The organism is Maribacter sp., from assembly GCF_049667165.1.
Lineage (GTDB): Bacteria > Bacteroidota > Bacteroidia > Flavobacteriales > Flavobacteriaceae > Maribacter_A.
The window spans coordinates 1-24,881 of the sequence record NZ_JBATHS010000094.1 but is presented as its reverse complement, the minus strand read 5'-3'; the positions used below and the strand labels follow the sequence as shown (position 1 = coordinate 24,881).

Sequence of the window (24,881 nt, the reverse complement as noted above, 5' to 3'; positions counted from 1 at the left end):
TTAACTTTACGTTAATCTTTACTCCGAATTCTAAATTTTCCTTAGGCCTTAGGTGCCTACAACCTATTTGATAATGCACCAAACTATGCAATGCGCGACTTTTACGATAATCATTTTGGGACAATAAAAACACCTGTAATTGGTGAAATAATTCAATTGACAAGTTCTTTCTCAATCTCCTCCAAGGACTTCCCTTTTGTCTCAACCAGTTTGTTTTTTATGAATATAAAACCTCCGAAACATAATATCGCGAATAGCCAAAAGCTCCCTGAAGCTTCAATGGCATTGTTGATGATGGGAAAAAAGAATGTCAGCAACATACTGGCTGTCCAAAGTGAAAACGTAGCCACTGCCATTGACACTCCCCTGATCCTGTTTGGGAATATCTCGGATAACACCACCCAGGTGATGGGTGCCAGGGTGGAAGCATAACAGGCGATGGACAAAACCACCAACACGAGCAGCGGCCAACCCTGAATGCCGAGATAGTAAAAAGTGCCTAGGACGGAATAAATAACTGCCAACCCGGCCGACCCTATAAGCATCAGTTTTTTTCTACCGACTTTGTCTACGGTAAACATGGCCAACAACGTGAACAAAAGATTCACTGTTCCGATGATGATCACATTGAAAAGCATATCTGAAACATTGTATCCTGCAGCGGTAAATATCTCATCGGCGTACATAAAAATCACGTTGATGCCACACCATTGTTGAAAGGCGGCCAATACAATACCCAAGACGACCACACCAACTACCCCGGGCCTGAACAAAGAAGAAAAACTCACCTTATCGCCCTCATTTTTCATGGAACTCTCGATTTCCAAAATGGCATTGGCGGCATAATCCACGCCTCCTATTTTTGTCAATATCTGATTTACTTTATCATGTTTATGTCTTCTTGCCAACCATCTGGGACTTTCAGGAACGAACCACATCATGCCAAAAAATAGTACTGCCGGAATGCCCTCAGCCCAAAACATCCATCGCCATCCCATTGTGCCATTCCATGAATTGAGTATCTCCGCACCCGTAATTTCATTGTCCATCCCATCTGCAATAAACCAATTGGCAATTTGCGCTGCCAATATTCCAATTACGATGGTTAGCTGATTAAGGGACACGAACTTGCCCCTTACGTTTGCCGGACTGATTTCTGCGATGTACATGGGAGATAAATTAGAGGCCAACCCAATACCGATACCCCCCAAAATACGATAAAGTATAAAAGGTGTAAACGTATTGGCCGCCCCAGTACCGATCGCAGAAATTAGGAACAATAAGGCAGAAAATATCAATAATTTCTTTCTGCCGTATCGGTCACTGAGAGCCCCGGAAATAAGGGTGCCGAGAATACATCCGATAAGTGCACAACTCACTGCCCATCCTTGTAGGTGTGGAATATCCGCAATATGAAAAAACTGCTCATAAAATGGTTTGGCCCCTCCTATCACTACCCAATCGTACCCAAACAGAAAGCCCCCCAAGGCCGAGATCAGCGAAATAGCCAAAATATACATGCCCTGCGATTTATTCTTCATCACTCGTTTTGGATTTTAATAATGGATTTGACCAAATGTATGATAAGAATATCGTTGTAACAATGGATAATTATTCGTAAGATGGATTATTCTCTTAATTTTACAAAAAATAAACAAATGAAAAGAGGGGAGGGTTTTAAAGGGGAAAAATCAGTGGTTCTTCCCGATTCCATTATTGAAAACCTCCGTATTAATCCATTAACCAAACTGCTCTACGTAACCGATATCGGGTATTATCCCCATGCAAAATTTCATTTTCGGGAAAGAACGAAAGGAATAGGCCAGCACGTTTTGATCTACTGTGTTGAGGGTGAAGGTCTCGTTGAAATAGAGCAGCAAAAGTTTGAACTGAAGCAAAACCAGTATATCATCATTCCACAATACATTGCTCACAAATATTGGTCTTCAACCAGAAACCCATGGAGCATATACTGGTTGCATTTTGCAGGGGAAAAGGCATCGCTTTTTATCAATCCAACCGTAAGGTCATACGAAATTGGATCTCAAATGCAGGGTCGGTTTGCTGAGCGGGTTTTTCTTTTCGATGAAATCTACAATAACCTCACAACTGGATATTCCAATGAAAACCTAGAATATGCCAATACGTGTTTATGGCATATGTTGGGCTCACTCAAATATTTCTTACAGTTTAAATCCCGCAAGGAGTATAACAACGATGACAGCATCAACAGATGTATTGAATACATGAAAAAAAACCTCAACAAGCAAATGACCGTAGATGAATTAGCAAGATATTCGGGGTTTTCAGAATCCCATTTCAGCTTGTTGTTCAAGAAAAAAACAGGGCAGTCTCCCTTAAATTTTTCGATCTATCTTAAAATCCAAAAGGCATGTCATCTCATCGAGTTTTCCAACATGAAGATCAGGGATATCGCCGAGCAATTGGGATACGAGGATCCGTTTTACTTTTCCAGGGTTTTTTCAAAGGTAATGGGTAGGTCTCCTGCTAAATTCAAAAAGATGCGTTTGGCTGTTTTGTGATTTATTGAAGGTTTCTGGTCAGGAAGGTATTGTTTCCTCTACTTTGTATTGGAAGAAGCCCGAAGGGTGGCCTTGCAAACAAATCGCCTTGAAAAGTAGATTGTGAATAAGAAAGTTAATAAATCGGGAACTTAATAATAGGTAACCCAATAGGTCTCGCTCAAAATGGTATTAAAACTACTCAAATGAAACCAAGAATTATTTGAATCATTGGTTTTCATAAGATTAGTGAAAACTTGGTGTCGTTTGACAACACCCTTTTAATCGGGATGGCAGGATTACCTCCCCCGAAGTCTCGGGATCGGTGAACCTGAAAGGGGGGTCGGTGCTCAACAAAAGCCTGAAACCTTCGGTTACTTTCTTATATGTTTTCAAACTTACAAAAGCAAGCTTTTGACGCTCGAAAACAAAAAAACCAGACAATTGTCTGGCTTTTTTTGGTCGGGGTGGCAGGATTCGAACCTGCGACCTCCGCGTCCCAAACGCGGCGCGATAACCGGGCTACGCTACACCCCGAAAAGGTTATCAATTTCGATTCATAATTTTGACTCACTAACCCACCTGAAACTTATACAAGTAGACCGATAACCGGGCGGAGCCTATCCTGAGCGAAGCCGAAAGGCTACACCCCGAAAGGGTTATCTATTTCAATTATTTCAGATTGGCACGGGATCAGGGAACAAGTCCACCGAAGCCGGCCAAGTATATTAAAGCCGGCCTTCGCCAAAAAAGGCTACGGCCGGCGAAGGCGGAGAGACTGGGACTCGAACCCAGGCGACACTTACGCGTCGACAGATTAGCAATCTGCTCCGTTACCACTCCGGCACCTCTCCTAAATTTTTTTTAAAGAACGTTCCGATAACCATCGGATTAAAATGCGGATGCAAATGTAAATTTATATGCTAAAGAACGCAACTATTTTCCCTATTTTTTTATAGGGTTACAAATAACAGCATTATTCAGGGTATTCTACCCGTAAATGATAGATATTCGTTAGTCTTTGCTTAAAGATTTTCTTGATGGTCTCTATTTCCCTGAAGGTAATGTCGGCATTCAAGAATTGATTGGCCGCCATTTGCCCCCCAATGATCTTATCAACAAACGCATCCAAGACCATAAACGTCGGATTCTTTAAGCTTTTTGAAGCGGCCTCAACCGAATCTGCCATCATAAGGATCGCCGTCTCCTTTGAAAAGGGTATGGGACCAGGATACCTGAAATCGTCCTCATTCAAAGTTCCCTCCATTTCCTTTTGTTTGGTATAAAAATAATAGACCATAGTGGTGCCGTGGTGCGAACGTATGAAATCGATCACCCGATCCGGCAAATTGTTCTTTCTCGCAATCTCGATACCTTCGATCACATGGTTTATGATGATTCGGGCACTATCACGGGGCTCCAAATCATCATGCGGATTCACATTGGTAATTTGATTTTCAGTAAAATAATAAGGGTTCCCCAATTTACCAATATCGTGGTATAAGGCCCCCACACGAACCAACATGGCATTTGCCCCGATTTCATTGGCAGCCGCTTCCGCCAGATTCGCCACCTGTAAGGAATGGTTGAAAGTTCCAGGTGCCTTGTTCGAAAGCTCTTTCAATAATTTGGAATTGGTATCCGATAATTCCAACAAGGACACATCGGAAACAAGTCCGAAAATCTTTTCATAGACATAAATCAAGGGTTGTACGAAAAGAGTGATCATGCCATTCAACAAGAACAAGCTCAAAGTCAACCAGATGATATTATCGAGGTTTCCTTCATGAATGATGTGAAAGGCCAAATAGCCAACAATATAGATCAAGGTAATCTGTCCTACGGATATAAAGAGATTCGCCCTTTTATACAACTCGGAAACCGTAAGAATGGTCACAATCCCCGCTATGATTTGAATAAAGATGTATTCGAAACTATTCGGGACCACAAAGCCCAGGATCAAAACGGTAAGTACATGTACGAACAAGCCTAGCCTTGCATCAAAAAATGTTTTTAGGATCAACGGAAGTATACATAAGGGTACCACAAATACATAGGCCTCATTGTATTTGACCACCAAGGTCGTTATGAATACCATAAGCAGTATATTCATAAAGATAAATGTGACCTTGGTACCGTTCTCGAAAATTTCACGACGGTACTTTTTTAAGAACAGAAAAAGCATGATTAGTACCAACGCCACCAGAACGGTATAACCAGCAAGTATATAATAGTAATTGTTAGATGCCCAGAGTTCGGATTCAAATTCGTCTTTCAAGGACTCCAAAACCTTATAGTTATCCGATTCTACAACTTCCCCTTTGGCGATAATCAATTTGCCTTCATCTATGGTACCCCTGGTCAATGATAGCTTGGACAGTTCATCGTCCAAGGCTTTTTGTGACAGATTCTCATCGTAGGCTACATTGGGCTTTATCAGATTGAAAAAAAGCGATTGATAGGCCCTGGTATATCGCCCCATTTGTTTTTCACGCAAAACCTTACCTATGGTCTCCTCTACTTCACGAAGACTTAATATAGCATCATAATCGATTAGATTCGCCTCATTCTGTTTTATCAGATATACCTTTTTCCCGGCCTCATTGGGGTATGACTTTTGCAAAATACCGTTTTCATATACCTGGTCGAGCACGGCCTGACCGGCTTTTTTTATCCTACTAAGCTCGGCCACACTGTAATCATCGGTTTTGAAGGTGCTGCCAAAGCCGGTGTCGAATTCCTGGTATACTTCCTTTGCAAGGGCCTCATCGAATCGATAATACGTGTATTGCCCATCGATTATGCGTTGTTTTTCGGCTGCCAGTTCCGCTTCGGTCTTCTTTACGGAAAAGTCGAATGGCGCATATAGATTTTCATATTGCCAAGGTTTGCCTTTTTGAAATTCATATTTGAACTTCCCCCCTTTGGGGAAAAAGAACACAATACAAAAAATAGATACTACGTAAAGGAAGTATTTATAAATGAGGGATTGGTTTTTGTAGAGCTTATCCAACAATTGTGTATCTAATTCATATCGATTGTCAAAAATAGAAAATATAATAGACCTTTTGTCACAACATCCATTTTGATTGCACTTTAATTTATTAATTTCGCAACATAAAACATATGGTCATGAATGATGTTGTCATAGTTTCCGCAGTCAGAACCCCCATCGGAAGTTTTATGGGTGGGTTATCAACGATACCAGCCCCAAAACTGGGTGCCATAGCCATTAAGGGTGCATTGGAAAAGATCAAGTTAGCCCCCAATCTGGTAGATGAGGTGCTCATGGGCCATGTGGTCCAGGCCGGTAGCGGACAAGCTCCGGCAAGACAGGCGGCCATCTTCGCAGGGATCCCTGATACTGTGCCCTGTACCACGGTAAACAAAGTATGTGCATCCGGAATGAAAGCCATAATGCAAGCCGCACAGGCAATTGCATTAGGTGATATCTCGATTGCGGTCGCAGGCGGCATGGAGAATATGAGTCTTATACCCCATTATGCGCATCTTAGGAATGGTATTAAATTTGGACCAACTACGTTTATGGATGGTATGCAAAAAGATGGCCTGGTCGATGCTTATGATGAAAATGCGATGGGTGTCTGTGCCGATGCCTGCGCATTGGAATATAAATTCTCAAGGGAAGACCAAGACAACTTTGCCATTCAGTCGTACCAAAGATCGGCCAAGGCATGGAAGGAAGGAAAGTTCGATAATGAAGTAATCCCTGTTGAAGTTCCACAAAGAAGAGGGGAACCGATCATTGTTTCCGAAGATGAAGAATACAAGAATGTAAAAATCGATAAAATTCCAGCCCTGCGTCCGGCCTTCACAAAAGATGGGACGGTCACAGCCGCGAATGCCTCTACCATTAATGATGGTGCTGCTGCCCTGGTTTTAATGAGTTCTCAAAAGGCTCAGGAATTGAATCTTACCCCATTGGCAACCATACGTAGTTATGCCGATGCGGCCCAAGAACCAAAATGGTTTACCACGGCACCGGCCAAAGCGTTGCCGAAGGCGTTGAAAAAAGCCGGAATAACGATGAACGATGTCGATTATTTTGAATTCAATGAGGCCTTTTCTGTAGTGGGTTTGGCGAACATGAAATTATTGGGACTTCAAGATTCCCATGTAAATGTAAATGGAGGGGCGGTTTCTTTAGGTCACCCCTTGGGATGTTCAGGTGCGCGTATCATTATAACCCTGTTAAATATCTTGGAACAAAAAAATGCCAAAATCGGTGCTGCCGCTATTTGTAATGGTGGTGGTGGAGCATCTGCCATGATTGTGGAAAGGAACTAAATAATTACTGCAATTGATACTATGCAATACGGTATTTGTCATTTGAGCATTGTTCCTATCAGGGCTTGTGCAGAGGAAACAGCAGAGATGGTATCCCAATTGTTGTATGGCGAACACTATAAGGTGCTTGAACAGCGGAAACAGTGGAGTAAAATAAGGTCCGCATTTGACAACTGTGAGGGGTGGATTCAAAATTTACAGCTAACATTCATCGAAGAATCAGCCTATACCGATCTAATGGAAGATGCCTGCCCAGCGCATACCGTGGACCTGGTTTCCTATGTTGAATTGGATAAGAACCTGCTATTACCTATTGTCTTGGGTTCAGTGATCCATAAAAAATCGAATCATGTTCATGAGGGCAACTCCATCGCGTCATCGCAACAGAAGTCGAACCTGATCAATACCGCCTTGTTATACTTGAATACACCTTATTTATGGGGAGGTAAGACACCTTTTGGGGTAGATGCCTCAGGGTTTACGCAAATGGTTTATAGAATCAATGGGTACAACCTACTTAGAAATGCCACAGAACAGGCTTCCCAAGGTACGGCCTTAAGTTTTATCGAGGAATCGGAGACTGGGGATTTGGCCTTTTTCGATAATAATGAAGGTATCATCGACCACGTGGGAATTATCATGGAAAACAATTATATCATTCATGTGCATGGCAAGGTTCGTATAGACCGTTTGGATCATACCGGAATCTTTAATTATGATTCCAAAACCTATACCCATAAACTTAGGGTCATCAAACAGATCATTTAGGAGATAAAAAAAAGTCCTGGCGAATTGGCCAGGACTTTTTTTTAGTAGCATGGATTTAAACTATTCTCCCAATAGCTTTTTCAATCGCATAAAATTCTCATTGTCACCCATAGCGCCATAAATATTCTTCAATTGGGTCAGAATCGCTTGGTTGTCAGGGTTGGTCTTCAGGGCCTCTTCCAAAACAGTGGCTCCCTCACGGAACAAATCATCTTTCTTTTGTTTCAACTCATCATATCTGGCAATATCAGCTTTTGAGTTCCCTAAGGTATTCATCTCATCGATCAATCCGTTGCCTTCATTGATGTAAGTGGTTGAAAGATTCAATTGGGCATTGGTATACCCAGGGTTGATTTCAAGTGTTCTTCTATAGGCAGCCCTTGCTTCTTCAATATGATCCTGCTCCATGTTGATCACACCGATGTTATAGTGCAAATCTGGATTATCAGGAGCTACCGTTGCAGCCTCGGCCATAAGTTCTTTGAATTTGTCCTTATCGCCTAATTTATAATGCAGATTCGCCTCATTCAAAATCAGGTTCACATCTTTAGGGTTATCGGCACGAGCCTCCTTATAGGCATCCAAAGCCTTATCATCTTGTCCTAATTGGGTATAGATAAGGGCCATGTTCTTCACGATCTCCGCTTTTTTCGATGGTGATTTCTCATCAACGGGATCCTTATAAGTACCTGATTTCACCATCAAGTCCCTTTGAACCTTGTTCATTACCTCTTCTTCCCCAGTGGCAACATTCGTGGCCTTGTACTCTATGCCACCTCCGTCATAACCTACTTCCTTGAGCTCATTATAATAGTTCAAAGCTTGCTCGTACTCTCCGCCATTGACGGCACTACTAGCAGCATAATAAAGATAAAGGGTGTCTTTGGGGCTAAGCTTATAGCTCATGTATAGCTTTTCTCCGGCTTGTTTGAAATCCTTGTTATTATTATCTTCAATAGCCGATTTCACCATGTCACCCGCTAAAGTCGATAATTCTTGCTCGATCATTTTTCCGTACTTGACCTTTCCACTGCTCTTTTCGATATCACTTGATTTTTGATACGAGGAAACTGCAGTTTCAAAAGCACTACCATCGCCTTTCTTGGCCAAGTCGGCATAAATTTTACCTCTTAAATAATAGTACTGTGCCTGTACTTTTTCATCGGCCCCTGAAATTGCTCCGGCGGCGGCCTCGAGTGTTGTTTTGGCACCATTGGCATCACCTCCTTTTAGGGCTTTTTCAGCGGCTTTGATTTCGTCCTTTTGAGCGAACCCAACCATTGTACAGGACAGCGCCGCAAGTATTAAAATTTTAGTCTTCATTTCGAATTAATTAAAATATTAGTGTTTATTGATTACTCTTTTGTTTCTTCGGAACTTTCATTATCAATAGCCGTGCCATCTTCGGTTTTTACTTCCATATCCATAAGATTGACTTCATCTACAGCTTCATCATCCTTCATGACCTTGGCAACGGCCGCAATGCTATCGTTACCCTTGATATTGATCAGCTTGACCCCTTGTGTGGCCCTTCCCATAACACGCAAATCCTCAACGCTCATACGTATGGCGATACCCGATTTGTTTATGATCATCAGGTCATCGGAGTCCGAGACATTTTTGATGGCTACCAGTCCCCCTGTTTTGTCTGTTATTGAAATCGTCTTTACACCTTTACCGCCACGATTCGTTACCCTATAATCTTCGATGCTTGAGCGCTTACCATAGCCATTTTCGGAAACCACAAGAATCTCCTCATCAAAATTGTGGACCGAGACCATGCCTATGACCTCATCATTTTTATCTGCAAGTCGAATACCTCTTACTCCCGAAGCATTTCGACCCATCGGTCTTGTTTTACTCTCTTCGAATCGAATGGCTTTCCCTGATTTGAGTCCTAGAAAGATCTCGCTGGTTCCTGTTGTCAGTTTAGCTTCCAGCAATTCATCGTCCTCGCGTATACTAATGGCATTGATACCATTCTGTCGTGGTCGTGAATATTGCTCCAAGGAAGTTTTTTTGACCGTCCCTTTTTTGGTGGCCATGATGACGTAATGGTTATTTACATAATCCTCATCCTTAAGATCTTGGGTACAGATAAAAGCCTTGACCTTGTCGTCTTGCTCAATATTGATCAGATTCTGGATGGCTCTCCCTTTTGAGGTTTTGCTTCCTTCAGGGATCTCATACACCCGCATCCAGAAACATTTTCCTTTTTGGGTGAAGAACAACATGTATTGGTGGTTGGTACCAACGAACAGATGTTCCAAGAAATCCTCATTCCTTGTAGAAGATGCCTTTTGGCCTACCCCGCCCCTATTTTGGGTCTTATATTCGGTCAGTGGTGTTCTTTTGATGTAACCGGCATGCGAAATGGTAATAACCACCTGCTCATCGGGAATCATATCCTCAATACTAAGATCACCCCCTGCAAAGTTGATTTCAGAACGTCTTTCATCCCCATATTTCTCCTTCACTTCAAGAAGTTCATCCTTGATGATCTGCATTCTTCGGTCTTTATGCTCTAGAATATCCTTTAAATCAGCAATGGTATTGATTACTTCATCATATTCAGTGCGCAATTTATCCTGTTCTAGGCCGGTAAGTTGACGAAGCCTCATTTCTACGATCGCCTTGGCCTGGATCTCACTCAGTTTAAACCGCTCCATTAATTTCTCCCGAGCCTCATCGGCATTGGAAGATGCCCTAATGATCGCAATTACCTCATCTATGTTATCGGAGGCTATGATCAATCCCTCAAGGATATGCGCCCTGTCCTCCGCTTTTTTAAGTTCAAACTTGGTCCTTCGAACCACCACTTCATGCCTGTGCTCGACGAAATAGTGAATCATCTCCTTAACATTCAACATTTGGGGCCGACCATTGACCAAAGCAATATTATTTACGCTGAACGATGATTGCAAGGAGGTGTATTTATACAAGGTGTTCAACACAATATTCGGAATGGCATCCCTTTTTAGGATATACACGATACGCATCCCCTTTCTGTCCGATTCATCACGGATCGAAGAAATACCTTCGATTTTTTTATCATTGACCAAATCGGCGGTCTTTTTTATCATATCGGCCTTATTGACCTGATAGGGAATCTCGGTCACGATAATACACTCGCGCCCCTGTACCTCCTCAATGATGGCCTTGGCACGCATGACCACTCTACCCCTTCCGGTATGAAAGGCTTCTTTTACCCCTTCATACCCATATATGATGCCGCCTGTCGGAAAGTCAGGTGCTTTGATATGGGTTATGAGCTCGTCGATTTCAATGTCATTGTTCTCTATATAGGCCACGGTACCGTCGACCACCTCAGAGAGGTTATGTGGCGGCATATTCGTTGCCATACCCACAGCGATCCCCGATGCCCCATTCACCAATAAATTAGGGATTCGGGTAGGAAGTACGGTAGGCTCTTGTAGGGAATCATCAAAGTTCAACTGATGATCCACCGTGTCCTTATCGATATCTATTAACATATCATCGGCGATCTTTCGCATTCTCGCCTCGGTATACCGCATGGCTGCGGGACTGTCCCCATCAATGGAACCAAAGTTACCCTGACCGTCTACCAACATATATCTCAAACTCCATTCTTGGGCCATACGCACCATGGCGTCGTACACCGAAGTATCCCCATGTGGATGGTACTTACCCAAAACCTCACCGACAATACGAGCCGATTTTTTATGCGCACTGTTCGACCTTACCCCTAATTCATGCATGCCAAAAAGCACCCTTCTGTGAACAGGTTTCAATCCATCCCTGACATCAGGCAAGGCACGTGACACAATGACCGACATCGAATAATCAATGTAGGCCGACTTCATTTCGTCTTCAATGTTGATAGGAATCAATTTTTCTCCTTCTGCCATTCTAGAATTTTATCTTTTTAATTTAGTAAAAAAAGCAAGGCAATATACGTATTTTGAGACCTTTCAAGGCACATATCACCGACTTTATGCAATAATTTATCAACACCTTTTCCTCCTTATTTCGTTGATAATTTCAATGTTAATTATTTTGTAAAGTGATGCTTTTTTCGTCATTTAGGACATGTTTAACGATTATAGGTACAGTATTTGGTCTAGATTGGTAATGTTTTACTAATTTTATGGCTGAAAGGATACTATTATATGGATGATAATTTTTCCCCAAGGGTTAAGGATGTAATTGCGTACAGCAAGGAAGAGGCGTTACGGTTGGGCCACGATTTTATTGGCACCGAACATTTGATGCTGGGTCTTCTTCGCGATGGAAATGGAAAGGCAATCAGTATTTTGGATGCTTTGGATGTTGATTTGGACCACTTGCGTAGAAAAGTGGAAATTCTAAGTCCATCGAATCCGAACCCAAGCGGTATGCAAAAAGACAAGAAGAACCTACACTTGACCAGACAGGCAGAACGCGCTTTGAAAACGACATTTCTTGAAGCGAAACTTTTTCAAAGTTCTTCAATCAATACGGCACACCTTTTATTGTGCATTCTCAGAAATGAAAATGACCCAACGACCAAATTACTCCATAAGTTGAAAGTTGATTACGATGGGGTAAAGGAACAATTCAAGTTTATGATAACAAGCGATGATGAAATAGTTGATTCACCTACCTCAGAATCCTTTCCTAGTGATTCGGATGATCCCAGTGCAGGAAAAGAGGGCACCTTCGGATCTGCTTCGGGGCAAAAAGGCAGTAAAAAATCAAAAACCCCGGTCCTTGATAACTTTGGTAGGGATTTGACCCAAATGGCCGAAGAGAATAAACTGGACCCCGTTGTAGGTCGTGAAAAGGAAATCGAAAGGGTATCGCAGATATTAAGTCGACGAAAAAAGAACAATCCGCTATTGATCGGGGAACCTGGTGTGGGCAAAAGCGCCATTGCCGAAGGTCTGGCCTTGCGGATAATCAATAAAAAGGTCTCTAGGATCTTGTACAACAAACGGGTTGTCACTTTAGACTTGGCCTCCCTAGTTGCCGGCACAAAATATCGTGGGCAATTCGAGGAACGTATGAAAGCGGTGATGAACGAGCTCGAAAAAAATGAGGATGTCATACTGTTTATAGATGAAATACATACCATTGTTGGTGCTGGTGGGGCAACGGGAAGCTTAGATGCCTCGAATATGTTCAAACCCGCTTTGGCTAGAGGCGAGATTCAATGTATTGGTGCCACTACCTTGGACGAGTATCGACAATATATAGAAAAGGATGGGGCCTTGGAACGTAGGTTCCAAAAAGTGATTGTTGAGCCAACCTCTGTTGACGAAACCATAGAGATTCTTCAGAACATTAAAGGAAAATACGAGGATCATCACAATGTGTCGTATACCGATGAGGCTATTTTGGCCTGTGTGAAATTGACCAATAGGTACATGACCGATCGGTTTTTACCCGACAAGGCCATCGATGCCTTGGATGAGGCCGGTTCGCGGGTACATATCGTAAATATGGATGTCCCCAAACAGATCCTAGAGCTTGAAAAACAACTTGAGGATGTTCGTGAACTCAAGAACAATGTTGTAAAAAAACAGAAATACGAGGAAGCGGCCAAATTGCGGGATGACGAAAAAAGATTGGAAAAGGAACTTGCAATAGCCCAAGAAAAATGGGAAGAGGATAGTAAATTGCATAAAGAGGTCGTTACAGAGGATAATGTTGCCGATGTCGTTTCCATGATGAGCGGAATCCCTGTCAATAGGATCGCACAAACCGAAAGCAATAAACTGGCAGAATTGCCAAACCTTATAAAGGCCAACGTCATAGGCCAGGATGAAGCCGTAGCCAAAGTCGCCAAGGCCATTCAAAGAAACCGTGCCGGGTTGAAAGACCCCAACAAACCCATAGGATCGTTTATCTTCCTAGGACAGACGGGCGTAGGTAAAACCCAATTGGCCAAGGTTCTTGCAAAGGAACTATTCGACTCTGAAGACGCCTTGATACGTATTGACATGAGCGAATACATGGAGAAATTTGCCATTTCAAGATTGGTAGGGGCACCTCCAGGGTATGTTGGCTATGAAGAGGGTGGGCAATTGACCGAAAAGGTAAGACGCAAACCTTATTCCGTCATCTTGTTGGATGAGGTTGAAAAAGCACATCCCGATGTATTCAATATGTTGTTGCAAGTTCTTGATGATGGTTACCTAACGGATAGTCTGGGAAGGAAAATCGATTTCAGGAATACCATTATTATAATGACCTCGAATATTGGGGCACGACAATTGAAGGATTTTGGGCAAGGTGTGGGATTTGGTACCGCCGCGAAAAAATCGCAGGTCGATACGTATCAAAAAAGCGTGATTGAAAATGCGTTGAAAAAGGCATTTGCACCCGAGTTCCTGAATAGGATCGATGATGTCATAGTCTTCAATTCCTTGGAAAGGGAACATATACACAAGATCATCGATATTGAATTGGAGAAACTATACGCCCGAATCAAGGATATAGGGTATCACCTGAACCTGACTGATAAGGCCAAGGACTATATCGCCGAAAAAGGCTTTGACAAGCAATATGGGGCACGACCCTTAAAGAGGGCCATCCAAAAATATATTGAGGACACCCTTGCTGAGGAAATCGTGAACTCCAAGCTCGAAGAAGGGGATAGCATTTTCATGGACCTTGATAAGAAAAATGATACCCTTACCATAAAAATCAAGAAGGCCGAAAAATCCTCCAAGACATAGAGGTTTTTGAAAATACTTTAATCAGGGAGTCAATCGTATTGACTCCCTTTTCTTTTTTAAGGGTAGTTAAACGTAGGAAATAAAATACAAGACCCACGCCGTAATCGCAGTATACACGATATTTAAGCCTTTAGTCTAATTTTTTATCTAATGATGGGACTTACTTCTACATTCGTTTAAGACACTATAATATATATGAAATGAATGTGGGATCACGAAAGAAAACCATCATTGTCAGAGAATACAATTTAGGCATAGGAATAGTACAGGTTTATGAGAATTACATGGTTGCCATTTTGGAGGAAGGTGCCACACTTACCCTAGAAAGAACATATCAGATCATCGGTATTTCCGAAATACATTTTAGGGACAAACCCTTTGGTTATATCAGTCTCCGGAAGCATTCCTATGCTATAGACCCAACGGTTTACACCTATTTGAGGGAACTCGAGAATATGAAGGCCTTTGCCATCGTTTCTGTCAAGGAAATAGATATGCACAATTTCAAGATTGAGAAACTTTTCTATAAAAAACCTATGAAGTTTTTCATTGAATATGATAATGCCTTATCATGGGTCAAGAAAAGAGTCAAGTCCGCAAAATAAGATATACTTCCTACCTTTAAGACACTCTTATTGATCCTCTTGGGGCGCTTCCCCTTCTGGGGGTTCGGGCATTTTAAACAAGTCCACAAATGCCAAACCGACGGCATCGATCAGTTTTGAGGCCGTCAAAGCCTGATAGCCAATCTGTTCTATGGCAATGTCACCGGCCCTTCCATGCAGATACACTCCAAAAATAGTAGCTTCTAATGGTGCATACCCTTGTGCTATCAATCCGGTTATGATTCCGGTCAAGGCATCCCCGCTTCCGGCGGTTGCCATCCCAGGATTGCCTGTTGCATTCACATAGCCATGACCGTCATAAATGGTAATGGTATGGGCTCCCTTGATAACCAGGATAACATCATGTTTTTTTGAGAACAATTTGGCCTTTTTCATTTTATCGAAATCGTCTTTCCAAGGGCCCATCAAGCGTTCCAGCTCTTTGGGGTGAGGGGTCAAAATAGCTTTTGATGGCAATTTCTTCAATAAAGCTTTATGTTCTGCTAGCAAATTCAGGCCGTCCGCATCAATGACCAAGAGTCCTTTGTTCGCTTCCAGAAATTTTGATAGCGCATCAGCCGTATCGGATGCCATCCCCAAACCAACGCCTATTCCTATTACGGTGGGTTTTATATCAAACGCTATTTCTTCAATAGCCCTTTCGTTTTTGTCAGTGATCACCATGATCTCAGGTAGCGACACTTGCAGGGGCACATACCCACAACTCGGCACATATGCAGTGACCAAACCACTGCCCGAAGTCAAACAGGCCCTGGCGGCAAGCACAACAGCCCCAATTTTGCCATAACTCCCACCAATGATCAACGAATGCCCATAGGTGCCTTTATGCGAAAACTTCTCCCTTGGCTTGTACATCGGAAGCACTTCGTTTTTCCCAATAAGCTCATATTCCGTTTCCGTGGCCATCAAATAAGCTGGGTCCAACCCAATATCGACCACCTCCCATTGATTGCAAAAAACCCCGGTTTCAGGTAAGAAAAAAACCAACTTCGGTACTTGGAAACTCAATATATGATTCGCTTTGATGACCCTATCCACATCTTCGATAGCCTTGTTCATGAATAGGCCCGATGGTATGTCTATTGCCAGAATAAATGCTTCTGAAGCGTTCAAATGCTGCATGAGTTTACCGACCCAAAGATCCGGGGTCCTATTCAATCCAATTCCGAATATCGCGTCTATAATAATATCGTCCTTGCCTATTTCGGCAAATTCACAGTCACTTTCCAAAAAATTAGGCCAAACTTTACGTTCTTTCAGGCGGTCGAGATTGATCAGAAAATCCTTAGATCGCTTATCGCTGTAATTGACCACATTCACTTCAAAGTTATAACCGTGCTCCTTTAAATGCCTTGCCAAGGCCAAACCGTCCCCACCATTATTGCCAATACCACAAAAGAGATGAATCTTCACCTGTGCGCCCTGCATACGCACATGTAGCCAGTTGAATATTTGAAGGGCTGCACGCTCCATGAGGTCAATACTCGAAATTTGCTGTTTATCGATTGTGGATTTATCAGCAGCATAAATCTGCTCCGCAGTAAAAAATTTCATTCAGTAAGAATTTTTGGTAATTTTTGCCAATTCCATAAAAATAATGGGAAACGTTTGATTAGCTGTCCAAAAATACTACTTTTGAAGCTTATATCGAACCATGCTTTTCAACAATTCGAACATAGCAACTTTATTTTCTTCATTGAACAATGGGTGCAATACCACCATTTTGCGTACGACCCCATTGGGGTAACAAGCTACATATCATCCTATCCCTTTTTGCGATTTATCGCCCAGAATATCTTAGTATCAGTTAATCAATATACCGCATGAAAGTATTAAAATTCGGCGGCACTTCGGTCGCCAATGCCCAAAATATAACCTTAGTAAAAAACATTGTGTCAAGTTCCGATAATGATAAGAACATTGTCGTCGTTTCTGCCTTGGGGGGCATAACGGATTTGTTATTGAAGGCCGCCGAACTTGCTGCTTTACAAGACGATACCTATAAATCCCTTTTAAAGGATATCGAGGACCGGCACTTGCAAACCATCAAGGAACTTATTCCTATCGCTTCCCAAAGCAGGATATTGAGCAAGGTCAAAAGCGAACTGAACGCCTTGGAAACCCTCTTGGAAGGTGCATTTTTAATTGGTGAATCAACACCCAAACTTTCAGATAAGATCGTAAGCTATGGGGAATTATTATCCTCGTACATCATTGCGGAATTCTTTAAAGAACAAGGCTTGGACATCGTCCATAAAGATAGCCGTGAACTCATCAAAACCAACACTGTCAATGGTAAAACCGTAGTCAATTTTAAGTTGACCAATGCGCTTTGCCAGGATTTCATTTCGGCAACACCCCATAAGATCATCGTTATGGCGGGTTTCATTGCATCGTCCGAGAATGGGGACTCGACTACCTTGGGTCGGGGAGGTTCTGATTATACGGCCGCCATAGTCGCCGCTGCGATCAATGCGGAATTATTGGAAATCTGGACCGATGTCAGTGGTATGTACACGGCTAATCCCAAACTGGTGAAGCAAGCCAAGGCGATTCCACATATTTCGTATGAGGAAGCCATGGAACTCTCTCATTTCGGGGCTAAGGTATTATATCCCCCAACCATACAACCGGTACTCGCCAAAGGGATTTCGATCCAAATAAAAAACACCTTTGATCCAGGTAATCAAGGAACCATCATAACCAAGAACAGGAATGAAAAAGGGAAAACGGTACGAGGGATCACCCATGTTGAACACATAGCCCTTTTATCGCTTGAAGGACCAGGAATGGTAGGTATTCCCGGAATATCAAAACGCTTTTTCGAAGTGCTTTTCCTATCCAATATCAGTGTTGTACTCATTACCCAGGCGTCATCAGAGCATTCCATATGTGTGGGAATTTCAGAAGCCGATGTCGTTGAGGCCGAGCAGGCTGTCAATGAGGCCTTTGAATATGAAATGAGCAGTGGTAAGATCAATCCCGTTGTGGTTGAAAAAAATCTCGCCATCATCGCCTTAGTAGGGGATAATATGAAAAGTCATCAAGGACTAAGCGGTAAAATGTTCAGCACCCTAGGTAAGAACAACGTGAACATCAGGGCTATAGCCCAAGGGGCTTCCGAACGCAATATTTCGGCGGTCATCAATAAGGAAGATGTCAAAAAAGCCTTGAATGCCCTGCATGAAGAATTCTTTGAAGAGAACATAAAACAATTGAATCTCTTTGTCATGGGGGTTGGTAATGTGGGTGGTAAATTTCTCAACCAAATCAGTCAACAAAAGAAATATCTAAAAGACAACCTAAAACTCAATGTAAGGGTTATCGGTATCTCCAATTCAAGAACTATGATCTTCGATGAAGATGGCATTGCTTTAAAAAATTGGGGCAGTCTGTTGGCCGAAGGCGAAAAAGCGGACAAATCAAAATTCTATGAGACTGTGAACACGTTAAATTATCGGAACAGTATTTTTGTCGATAATACAGCTAGTGCAGCGGTCTCAAATACCTACGGTTCCTATTTGGGAAATAGTATCTCGGTAGTAACCTGCAACAAAATCGCTTGTTCATCGGATTACGCAAATTACATGGAACTAAAGCAATTGGCCAGGGAATATAATGCCCCATTCCTTTTCGAAACGAATGTAGGGGCCGGTTTGCCTATAATCGATACCCTGAAACACCTAATCGCTTCTGGAGACAAGATTCAAAAAATACAAGCGGTCCTATCGGGTAGCCTTAATTTTGTGTTCAACAACTTCAACGATAAAACCACGTTTTTCGATGTGGTTAAACAGGCCCAGGAAGAAGGGTATACCGAACCCGACCCTAAAATAGACCTAAGCGGTATCGATGTTATGCGGAAGATACTTATCCTTGCCCGAGAGAGTGGTAATCAGTTGGAAATCGATGATATACTTAACGATTCCTTCTTACCGCAAGAAAGTTTGGACACCACCAATAATGATGATTTCTTCGCTTCCTTGAAAAAACACGAATCCTCTTTCCAAGCATTGTATCAGAAGGCTGTTGCGAATGACAGCAAATTAAAATATGTGGCCCAGTTCGAAGCGGGGAAGGCGAGTGTAGGGCTGCAACAGATTCCTAAAGGACATGATTTCTACAATCTTGAAGGCAGTGACAATATCGTATTGTTCTATACGGAACGCTATCCCAACCAACCGATGATCATCAAAGGCGCCGGAGCTGGTGCCGATGTAACCGCATCGGGGATCTTTGCCGATATCATAAGAATCGGTAACTTTTAGGTTTTAAAGAATAAAAGAAATCATTGCGAGCGCAGTTGAGATGATTTAAGTCCAGAATTTCAAGTTTTCGACTGCGCTCGAACAGACAACTTTAGTACCAACGAATGAAAAACGAACTACGAATATTCTGTCCGGCGACCATTGCCAATATTTCCTGTGGCTTTGATGTCCTTGGTGTGGCCTTGGATTCCGTTGGAGACGAGATGGTCATTCGAAAAATATCGAAAAAAGGTGTATTTATCACTACTTTGGAAGGCCAGGAACTTCCGATGGAGACTGATAAAAATGTGGCTGGGGTTGCAGGAATGGCCTTTTTGGCCGCGAGTGATTACAAGGGTGGTTTTGAAATCGAGATTTATAAAAAGATCAAGGCCGGAAGTGGCATAGGCAGCAGTGCCGCAAGTTCAACGGGCGCCGTTTGGGCCATGAACGAATTATTGGATAGACCGTTCACCACATTACAATTGGTTGAATTCGCCATGGAAGGTGAAAAATTGGCAAGCGGAGTCGCCCATGCCGATAATGTGGCCCCTGCCCTATTTGGCGGTTTTACTTTGGTTCGAAGTTATGAACCTCTGGATATTATACCCATCAATACCCCATCGGAATTGGTTGCGACGGTCATACATCCTCAAATCGAAATCAAGACATCCGATTCAAGAAAAATATTGAAAACGAATATTACCTTGAAAGATGGTATCAAACAATGGGGTAATTTGGGCGGATTGGTCGCAGGCCTTTTTACCGAAGATTATGATTTGATCGGTCGTTCCCTTGAAGACCATATTGTAGAGCCCATTCGTTCCATTCTTATTCCAGGGTTCAAAGAGGTTAAGGCCGGCGCCTTGGGGGCCGGGGCTTTGGGATGCGGCATATCAGGGTCAGGGCCTTCGATTTTCGCCTTTAGCAAAGGTAAGGATACCGCAGAAAAAGTGGCTCAAGCGATGAAAGAGGTATACCAAAAGATAGGCATTGCCCATGATGTGCATATATCCAAGATCAATAATGTAGGAATACGGATTCTAAAATAGAAAAAACAACGTCGTGTCAGTTCATATAAAATGATACCATTGCAACCATGAATTTTTACAGCCTAAACAAGAAATCCCCAAATGTTTCATTTAAGAATGCCGTGATAAAGGGTATTGCGCCAGATAAGGGACTCTACTTTCCGGAAAGCATAACCCCTTTGCCCCAAAGTTTTTTTGAAAACATTGAACGGTTGTCCAATGAGGAAATAGCCTTTACGGCCATACGGCAATTCGTAGGTGCCGATATTCCCGATACTGAACTTCGAAATATCCTAACGACCGTATTGGACTTTGATTTTCCAGTGGTTGAGATTGAAGACAATGTTGCCGCCTTAGAACTTTTTCATGGGCCCACCATGGCGTTTAAGGATGTTGGCGCACGTTTTATGGCGCAATGCCTTGGCTACTTTTCTGAAGGAGAACATACTGAAATCACAGTATTGGTGGCCACTTCGGGCGATACAGGCGGGGCCGTTGCCAACGGTTTTCTGGGCGTTGATGGCGTAAAAGTGGTTATCCTATATCCCAGCGGAAAGGTCAGTGATATACAAGAAAGACAACTCACCACATTGGGACAAAACATTACGGCCTTGGAGGTTGAGGGTACATTTGATGACTGCCAAAAAATGGTGAAAACCGCATTTTTGGACCATGATCTCTTGAACAAAATGCAACTCACCTCGGCGAACTCCATAAATGTGGCCCGATGGCTACCACAACTCTTCTATTTTCTTTTTACGTACAAACAACTAAAAAAGAAAGGCAGGGAATTGGTGTTCTCGGTTCCTAGCGGAAATTTCGGTAATATTTGCGCCGGTATGGTGGCACAACGATTGGGCATGCCCGTAAAACATTTTATAGCTGCCACGAATGTCAATGACACGGTTCCTGAATTCATGAATACGGGGGAATATCGTCCCAAACCATCATCAGCGACCATTTCCAATGCGATGGATGTGGGTGACCCAAGTAACTTTATTCGAATTCGCCATTTGTATAACGACAATTTCAACCTTTTGAAAGAAAATCTAAGTTCCTCTTCATTTACCGATGAGGCGACTAGAAAAGCGATGTTGCACATTTACAAAACCTCTGGCTACATCGCTGACCCCCATGGTGCAGTGGGTTATTTGGGCTTACAAAAATATCGTGAAGCCAACCCAGACACTTATGGTGTTTTTCTGGAAACGGCACATCCTGTAAAATTCTTGGATGTGGTCGAAGAAACCATTGGTCTTTCCTTAGACCTTCCATCCCAGATTAAAAAAGTAATGGGAAAGGAAAAAAAATCGATTAAAATTGCGACTTACCAAGCATTGAAAGCGCATTTGTTGCAGAATCATTGATCCGACTACGCGAATTTTCAATTACGCGATCGGTCAAAATTCGAGAAAAGTATTTCATCTACTTATTTTCAATAAATTTGCCCAACTAAAATTCAGTGGATATGAAGAACACGGCCCTTACCAAAACCCATGAAGCCCTTGGGGCTAAAATGGTACCTTTTGCGGGATATAATATGCCTGTTTCCTATGAAGGCGTTACGATAGAACACGAGACCGTACGAAATGGGTTGGGTGTTTTTGATGTTTCCCATATGGGGGAATTTTTGATCGAAGGCCCTAATGCCTTGGCGCTGATACAAAAAGTCACCTCAAACGATGCCTCGAAGTTGACGATAGGTAAGGCACAGTATAGCTGCCTGCCCAATGAAACCGGAGGGATAGTGGATGATCTGATCGTGTATCGGGTCAAGGAAGAGACCTATCTTTTGGTGGTCAACGCTTCCAATATCAAAAAGGATTGGGACCATATTTCAAAATACAACAAAGCGTTCAATGCTGATATGAAAGACCTTTCAGAGCATTATTCGCTATTGGCCATTCAAGGTCCAAAGGCTGTGGCAGCCATGCAAAGCTTGACATCAGTGGATCTAAGTGGTATCAAGTTCTACAATTTTGTGGTAGCCGATTTTGCGAGCATTGACTTTGTTATCATATCTGCAACGGGATATACGGGTTCTGGTGGTTTTGAAATTTATTGTAAGAATAGTGAGGTAAAACAAGTTTGGGATAAGGTAATGGAAGCTGGTGCGGATTTCGGCATCAAACCCATAGGATTGGCTGCAAGGGATACACTTCGATTGGAAATGGGATACTGCCTGTATGGCAATGATATTACCGATGAAACATCCCCATTGGAGGCAGGTTTGGGCTGGATTACCAAATTCACAAAAGATTTTGTGAACAGCGAAGCTTTGGCCAAAGAAAAGGAACATGGACCAAAAGATAAGCTCGTTGGTTTTGAATTGGAGGACCGTGGTATTCCCCGACAAGGATATGATATCGTTGACGGACAAGGAAAAACCATAGGTCATGTGACCTCAGGCACCATGTCGCCCTCTTTGGGCAAAGGCATTGGGCTTGGTTACGTACCTGTGATCTTCTCAGAAGCAGGTAGTAAGATCAATATCCAAATTCGAAAGAATGCCATTTCGGCAACCGTGGTGAAACTCCCTTTTTATAAAGGCTAAGCACCCATAAACTATGTGATGTATTTTGATGGTGGAAGGAGGAAAAAAAATATTGATATTAGGAGGAAGTGGATTTATCGGCAATGCCATCTACAGAGAACTTCGTTCATATTTTGACACCTATGGCACCTATAACGCATCACGAAGGTCCTTTGAAGACAATCAACAATTTTTCAAGTTTGACATCGAAGTAGATGATATTTTCCCCCTATTGGAAAAGGTCCGGCCGCAAATCGTTATTTCCGCCCTTCGGGGAAATTTTGCCTCACAAGTCCAAACCCATCAGCATCTGGTAGAATATGTTGCCCAAAATGACTGCAGATTAATGTTCATCTCTTCGGCCAACGTTTTCGATGCGTATAGTAAATATCCTTCCTATGAACATGACAAAACACTTTCGGAAAGTATTTATGGCCGGCTTAAGATAAAGATCGAGAATATGATGATGCGTTTGCCGACCCACAAAACAATCATTCTCAGGGTGCCCATGGTTTTTGGTAATTCATCGCCACGTATCAAGCGAATAAAGAAGCACATTTGGAACAACGAACCCATCGAAGTCTTCCCCAATTTGATCATGAATGTGACCCATGACGATAAATTGACCCAACAAATACATTATCTTATCAACCAGGATAAAAGTGGTATTTTCCATTTAGGAAGTAACGATTTGGTACATCATGAGGACTTTATCAAAGAAATCGTGACGCAAATCGGAAACCTAAGCCCCATATATAAAAGGGTATATACCACCAACGACGATCGTTATTTGGCCGTACTAGCCAAGAGTAACAAACTTCCCAAAAACCTACAGACGACCTATCAGGAAATCATAGACCATCATCTTTTACAATAATCTTGGGCATATAACACCATAGCTTTCATACCTTTAACTAAAACTAAAACCATGACTATGTTGAACGAAGCGGAAATAAAGGAACAACTTCAAAAAATCAAGGGTTGGGAATATAATGACGGTGCGTTGGAAACAACTTTCGAATTTAAAAACTTCAAGGAAACCTTCTCGATCATGACACGAATCGCATTTGAATGTGAGGCACAAAACCACCATCCTGAATGGTGCAACGTGTACAACACCCTTACGATACGATTGAGTACACATGATGCCAAAGGGGTAACCTCAAAAGATTTTAAATTGGCCCAAAGCATCGAGGAGATCATTGATAGTGAGTAAAACACATTGATCGCCAAAGTATTTTGACCCATGTAGCAAGACTTTGCACTAAGGGTAAGACTTTTGAAACCAGACACTTGCCAAATGCTACTGAATTTGTTACTTATACCTGTTAATCATGTGCTGTCACGGTCGTGTCCACTTCTTTGGTAGAGGCAATTATCACACTTTAAATTTTATTAAATTTACGGCTGTTAAATCAATACGAATAAGAAATTATGGGAAGAGCTTTTGAATTTAGGAAGGCACGTAAAATGAAAAGATGGTCCGCAATGTCAAAGGCGTTTACCCGTATTGGCAAGGACATTGTAATGGCCGTAAAGGAAGGTGGTCCCGATCCCGATTCCAATTCAAGACTTAGAGCGGTCATTCAGAATGCCAAATCGGTGAACATGCCCAAAGATAATGTTGAAAGGGCTATTAAAAGAGCTACGGATAAGAGCCTTGGTGATTACAAAGAGGTGTTGTTCGAAGGTTATGCTCCCCACGGAATAGCAATCCTGGTAGAAACGGCAACCGACAATAACACCAGGACGGTAGCTAATGTGCGGAGTTATTTCAACAAATGCAACGGCAGTTTGGGCACTTCAGGTTCCGTGGAATTCATGTTCGACCATACCTGCAATTTCCGAATCCCTGCAGAAGGTATTGATCCCGAAGAACTTGAACTTGAAATGATCGACTTTGGCGCGGAAGAAGTCTTTGTCGATGAGGATGGCATCTTGATCTACGCCCCATTCGAAAGCTTTGGAGCCATTCAAAAAGAACTGGAAAACAGGGAAATTGAAATTTTATCCTCAGGTTTTGAGCGTATTCCACAAGTGACTAAAAAACTGAGTGAAGAGGAAGCCGCCGATGTTGAAAAACTACTCGAAAAAATCGAAGAGGATGATGATGTGCAGAATGTATACCATACCATGGAAGAATAA

General features: G+C 42.4%; 17 protein-coding genes and 2 tRNA genes. 12 read left to right on the top strand and 7 right to left on the bottom strand.

Annotation, left to right across the window (positions count from 1 at the left end):
* Window positions 1-152: 152 nt before the first annotated feature.
* Complete coding sequence (locus WBM98_RS05215; protein WP_424364970.1) at window positions 153-1,541, bottom strand: sugar porter family MFS transporter; 1,389 nt, start codon at window positions 1,539-1,541, stop codon at window positions 153-155.
* A 117-nt stretch (window positions 1,542-1,658) separates the two neighbouring features.
* On the opposite strand from WBM98_RS05215, the gene WBM98_RS05210 reads away from it, so the two are divergent.
* Complete coding sequence (locus tag WBM98_RS05210; RefSeq protein WP_424364969.1) at window positions 1,659-2,543, top strand: AraC family transcriptional regulator; 885 nt, start codon at window positions 1,659-1,661, stop codon at window positions 2,541-2,543.
* Between the two features lie 438 nt (window positions 2,544-2,981).
* Here the strand turns inward: WBM98_RS05210 and WBM98_RS05205 are convergent.
* From WBM98_RS05205 to WBM98_RS05195, 3 genes are all read right to left on the bottom strand, one after another.
* Window positions 2,982-3,059: transfer RNA gene (locus tag WBM98_RS05205), tRNA-Pro, on the bottom strand.
* A gap of 233 nt (window positions 3,060-3,292) precedes the next feature.
* Window positions 3,293-3,376 (bottom strand) — tRNA-Ser (locus tag WBM98_RS05200).
* A 122-nt stretch (window positions 3,377-3,498) separates the two neighbouring features.
* Complete coding sequence (locus tag WBM98_RS05195; RefSeq protein WP_424364968.1) at window positions 3,499-5,535, bottom strand: HD family phosphohydrolase; 2,037 nt, start codon at window positions 5,533-5,535, stop codon at window positions 3,499-3,501.
* Between the two features lie 119 nt (window positions 5,536-5,654).
* Between WBM98_RS05195 and WBM98_RS05190 the strand changes: the two genes are divergently transcribed.
* Both WBM98_RS05190 and WBM98_RS05185 read left to right on the top strand, forming a co-directional pair.
* Complete coding sequence (locus WBM98_RS05190; RefSeq protein ID WP_424364967.1) at window positions 5,655-6,830, top strand: acetyl-CoA C-acyltransferase; 1,176 nt, start codon at window positions 5,655-5,657, stop codon at window positions 6,828-6,830.
* Between the two features lie 21 nt (window positions 6,831-6,851).
* A complete protein-coding gene (locus tag WBM98_RS05185; RefSeq protein ID WP_424364966.1) occupies window positions 6,852-7,598 on the top strand; it encodes an NlpC/P60 family protein in 747 nt (248 codons plus the stop codon).
* Window positions 7,599-7,658: 60 nt separating this feature from the next.
* Here the strand turns inward: WBM98_RS05185 and WBM98_RS05180 are convergent, their stop codons facing one another.
* The gene (locus WBM98_RS05180; RefSeq protein WP_424364965.1) at window positions 7,659-8,921 is read right to left on the bottom strand and encodes a tetratricopeptide repeat protein; all 1,263 of its coding nucleotides are present in this window, start codon (window positions 8,919-8,921) and stop codon (window positions 7,659-7,661) included.
* A gap of 32 nt (window positions 8,922-8,953) precedes the next feature.
* On the bottom strand, window positions 8,954-11,488 hold the full coding sequence (gene gyrA, locus WBM98_RS05175; protein WP_424364964.1) for a DNA gyrase subunit A: 2,535 nt from the start codon (window positions 11,486-11,488) through the stop codon (window positions 8,954-8,956).
* Between the two features lie 261 nt (window positions 11,489-11,749).
* Between gyrA and WBM98_RS05170 the strand changes: the two genes are divergently transcribed.
* Window positions 11,750-14,299 (top strand): ATP-dependent Clp protease ATP-binding subunit, encoded by a 2,550-nt coding sequence (locus tag WBM98_RS05170; protein WP_424364963.1) that lies wholly within the window; start codon window positions 11,750-11,752, stop codon window positions 14,297-14,299.
* A gap of 200 nt (window positions 14,300-14,499) precedes the next feature.
* Window positions 14,500-14,904, top strand: coding sequence for an STAS/SEC14 domain-containing protein (locus WBM98_RS05165; protein WP_424364962.1), 405 nt, complete (start codon window positions 14,500-14,502; stop codon window positions 14,902-14,904).
* A gap of 27 nt (window positions 14,905-14,931) precedes the next feature.
* Here the strand turns inward: WBM98_RS05165 and WBM98_RS05160 are convergent, their stop codons facing one another.
* On the bottom strand, window positions 14,932-16,479 hold the full coding sequence (locus WBM98_RS05160) for an NAD(P)H-hydrate dehydratase (RefSeq protein ID WP_424364961.1): 1,548 nt from the start codon (window positions 16,477-16,479) through the stop codon (window positions 14,932-14,934).
* A 269-nt stretch (window positions 16,480-16,748) separates the two neighbouring features.
* On the opposite strand from WBM98_RS05160, the gene thrA reads away from it, so the two are divergent.
* The 7 genes from thrA (at window position 16,749) to WBM98_RS05125 (ending at window position 24,881) form a co-directional block, all read left to right on the top strand.
* Window positions 16,749-19,193: a bifunctional aspartate kinase/homoserine dehydrogenase I gene (thrA, locus tag WBM98_RS05155; protein ID WP_424364960.1), complete on the top strand. Its 2,445-nt coding sequence runs from the start codon at window positions 16,749-16,751 to the stop codon at window positions 19,191-19,193.
* Window positions 19,194-19,297: 104 nt separating this feature from the next.
* Complete coding sequence (locus WBM98_RS05150) at window positions 19,298-20,224, top strand: homoserine kinase (RefSeq protein WP_424364959.1); 927 nt, start codon at window positions 19,298-19,300, stop codon at window positions 20,222-20,224.
* A 47-nt stretch (window positions 20,225-20,271) separates the two neighbouring features.
* A complete protein-coding gene (gene thrC / locus WBM98_RS05145; RefSeq protein ID WP_424364958.1) occupies window positions 20,272-21,570 on the top strand; it encodes a threonine synthase in 1,299 nt (432 codons plus the stop codon).
* Between the two features lie 101 nt (window positions 21,571-21,671).
* The gene (gene gcvT, locus WBM98_RS05140) at window positions 21,672-22,757 is read left to right on the top strand and encodes a glycine cleavage system aminomethyltransferase GcvT (protein ID WP_424364957.1); all 1,086 of its coding nucleotides are present in this window, start codon (window positions 21,672-21,674) and stop codon (window positions 22,755-22,757) included.
* Window positions 22,758-22,785: 28 nt separating this feature from the next.
* Window positions 22,786-23,613: a sugar nucleotide-binding protein gene (locus WBM98_RS05135; protein WP_424364975.1), complete on the top strand. Its 828-nt coding sequence runs from the start codon at window positions 22,786-22,788 to the stop codon at window positions 23,611-23,613.
* Between the two features lie 51 nt (window positions 23,614-23,664).
* Complete coding sequence (locus WBM98_RS05130) at window positions 23,665-23,952, top strand: 4a-hydroxytetrahydrobiopterin dehydratase (protein WP_424364956.1); 288 nt, start codon at window positions 23,665-23,667, stop codon at window positions 23,950-23,952.
* Between the two features lie 218 nt (window positions 23,953-24,170).
* Window positions 24,171-24,881 (top strand): YebC/PmpR family DNA-binding transcriptional regulator, encoded by a 711-nt coding sequence (locus WBM98_RS05125; RefSeq protein WP_424364955.1) that lies wholly within the window; start codon window positions 24,171-24,173, stop codon window positions 24,879-24,881.

Coding starts and splice junctions, on each gene's coding strand:
- WBM98_RS05215 (WP_424364970.1), bottom strand. CDS start 1,541: ATGAAGAATAAATCGCAGGGCATGTATATTTTGGCTATTTCGCTGATC.
- WBM98_RS05210 (WP_424364969.1), top strand. CDS start 1,659: ATGAAAAGAGGGGAGGGTTTTAAAGGGGAAAAATCAGTGGTTCTTCCC.
- WBM98_RS05190 (WP_424364967.1), top strand. CDS start 5,655: ATGAATGATGTTGTCATAGTTTCCGCAGTCAGAACCCCCATCGGAAGT.
- WBM98_RS05185 (WP_424364966.1), top strand. CDS start 6,852: ATGCAATACGGTATTTGTCATTTGAGCATTGTTCCTATCAGGGCTTGT.
- WBM98_RS05180 (WP_424364965.1), bottom strand. CDS start 8,921: ATGAAGACTAAAATTTTAATACTTGCGGCGCTGTCCTGTACAATGGTT.
- gyrA (WP_424364964.1), bottom strand. CDS start 11,488: ATGGCAGAAGGAGAAAAATTGATTCCTATCAACATTGAAGACGAAATG.
- WBM98_RS05170 (WP_424364963.1), top strand. CDS start 11,750: ATGGATGATAATTTTTCCCCAAGGGTTAAGGATGTAATTGCGTACAGC.
- WBM98_RS05165 (WP_424364962.1), top strand. CDS start 14,500: ATGAATGTGGGATCACGAAAGAAAACCATCATTGTCAGAGAATACAAT.
- WBM98_RS05160 (WP_424364961.1), bottom strand. CDS start 16,479: ATGAAATTTTTTACTGCGGAGCAGATTTATGCTGCTGATAAATCCACA.
- thrA (WP_424364960.1), top strand. CDS start 16,749: ATGAAAGTATTAAAATTCGGCGGCACTTCGGTCGCCAATGCCCAAAAT.
- WBM98_RS05150 (WP_424364959.1), top strand. CDS start 19,298: ATGAAAAACGAACTACGAATATTCTGTCCGGCGACCATTGCCAATATT.
- thrC (WP_424364958.1), top strand. CDS start 20,272: ATGAATTTTTACAGCCTAAACAAGAAATCCCCAAATGTTTCATTTAAG.
- gcvT (WP_424364957.1), top strand. CDS start 21,672: ATGAAGAACACGGCCCTTACCAAAACCCATGAAGCCCTTGGGGCTAAA.
- WBM98_RS05135 (WP_424364975.1), top strand. CDS start 22,786: ATGGTGGAAGGAGGAAAAAAAATATTGATATTAGGAGGAAGTGGATTT.
- WBM98_RS05130 (WP_424364956.1), top strand. CDS start 23,665: ATGACTATGTTGAACGAAGCGGAAATAAAGGAACAACTTCAAAAAATC.
- WBM98_RS05125 (WP_424364955.1), top strand. CDS start 24,171: ATGGGAAGAGCTTTTGAATTTAGGAAGGCACGTAAAATGAAAAGATGG.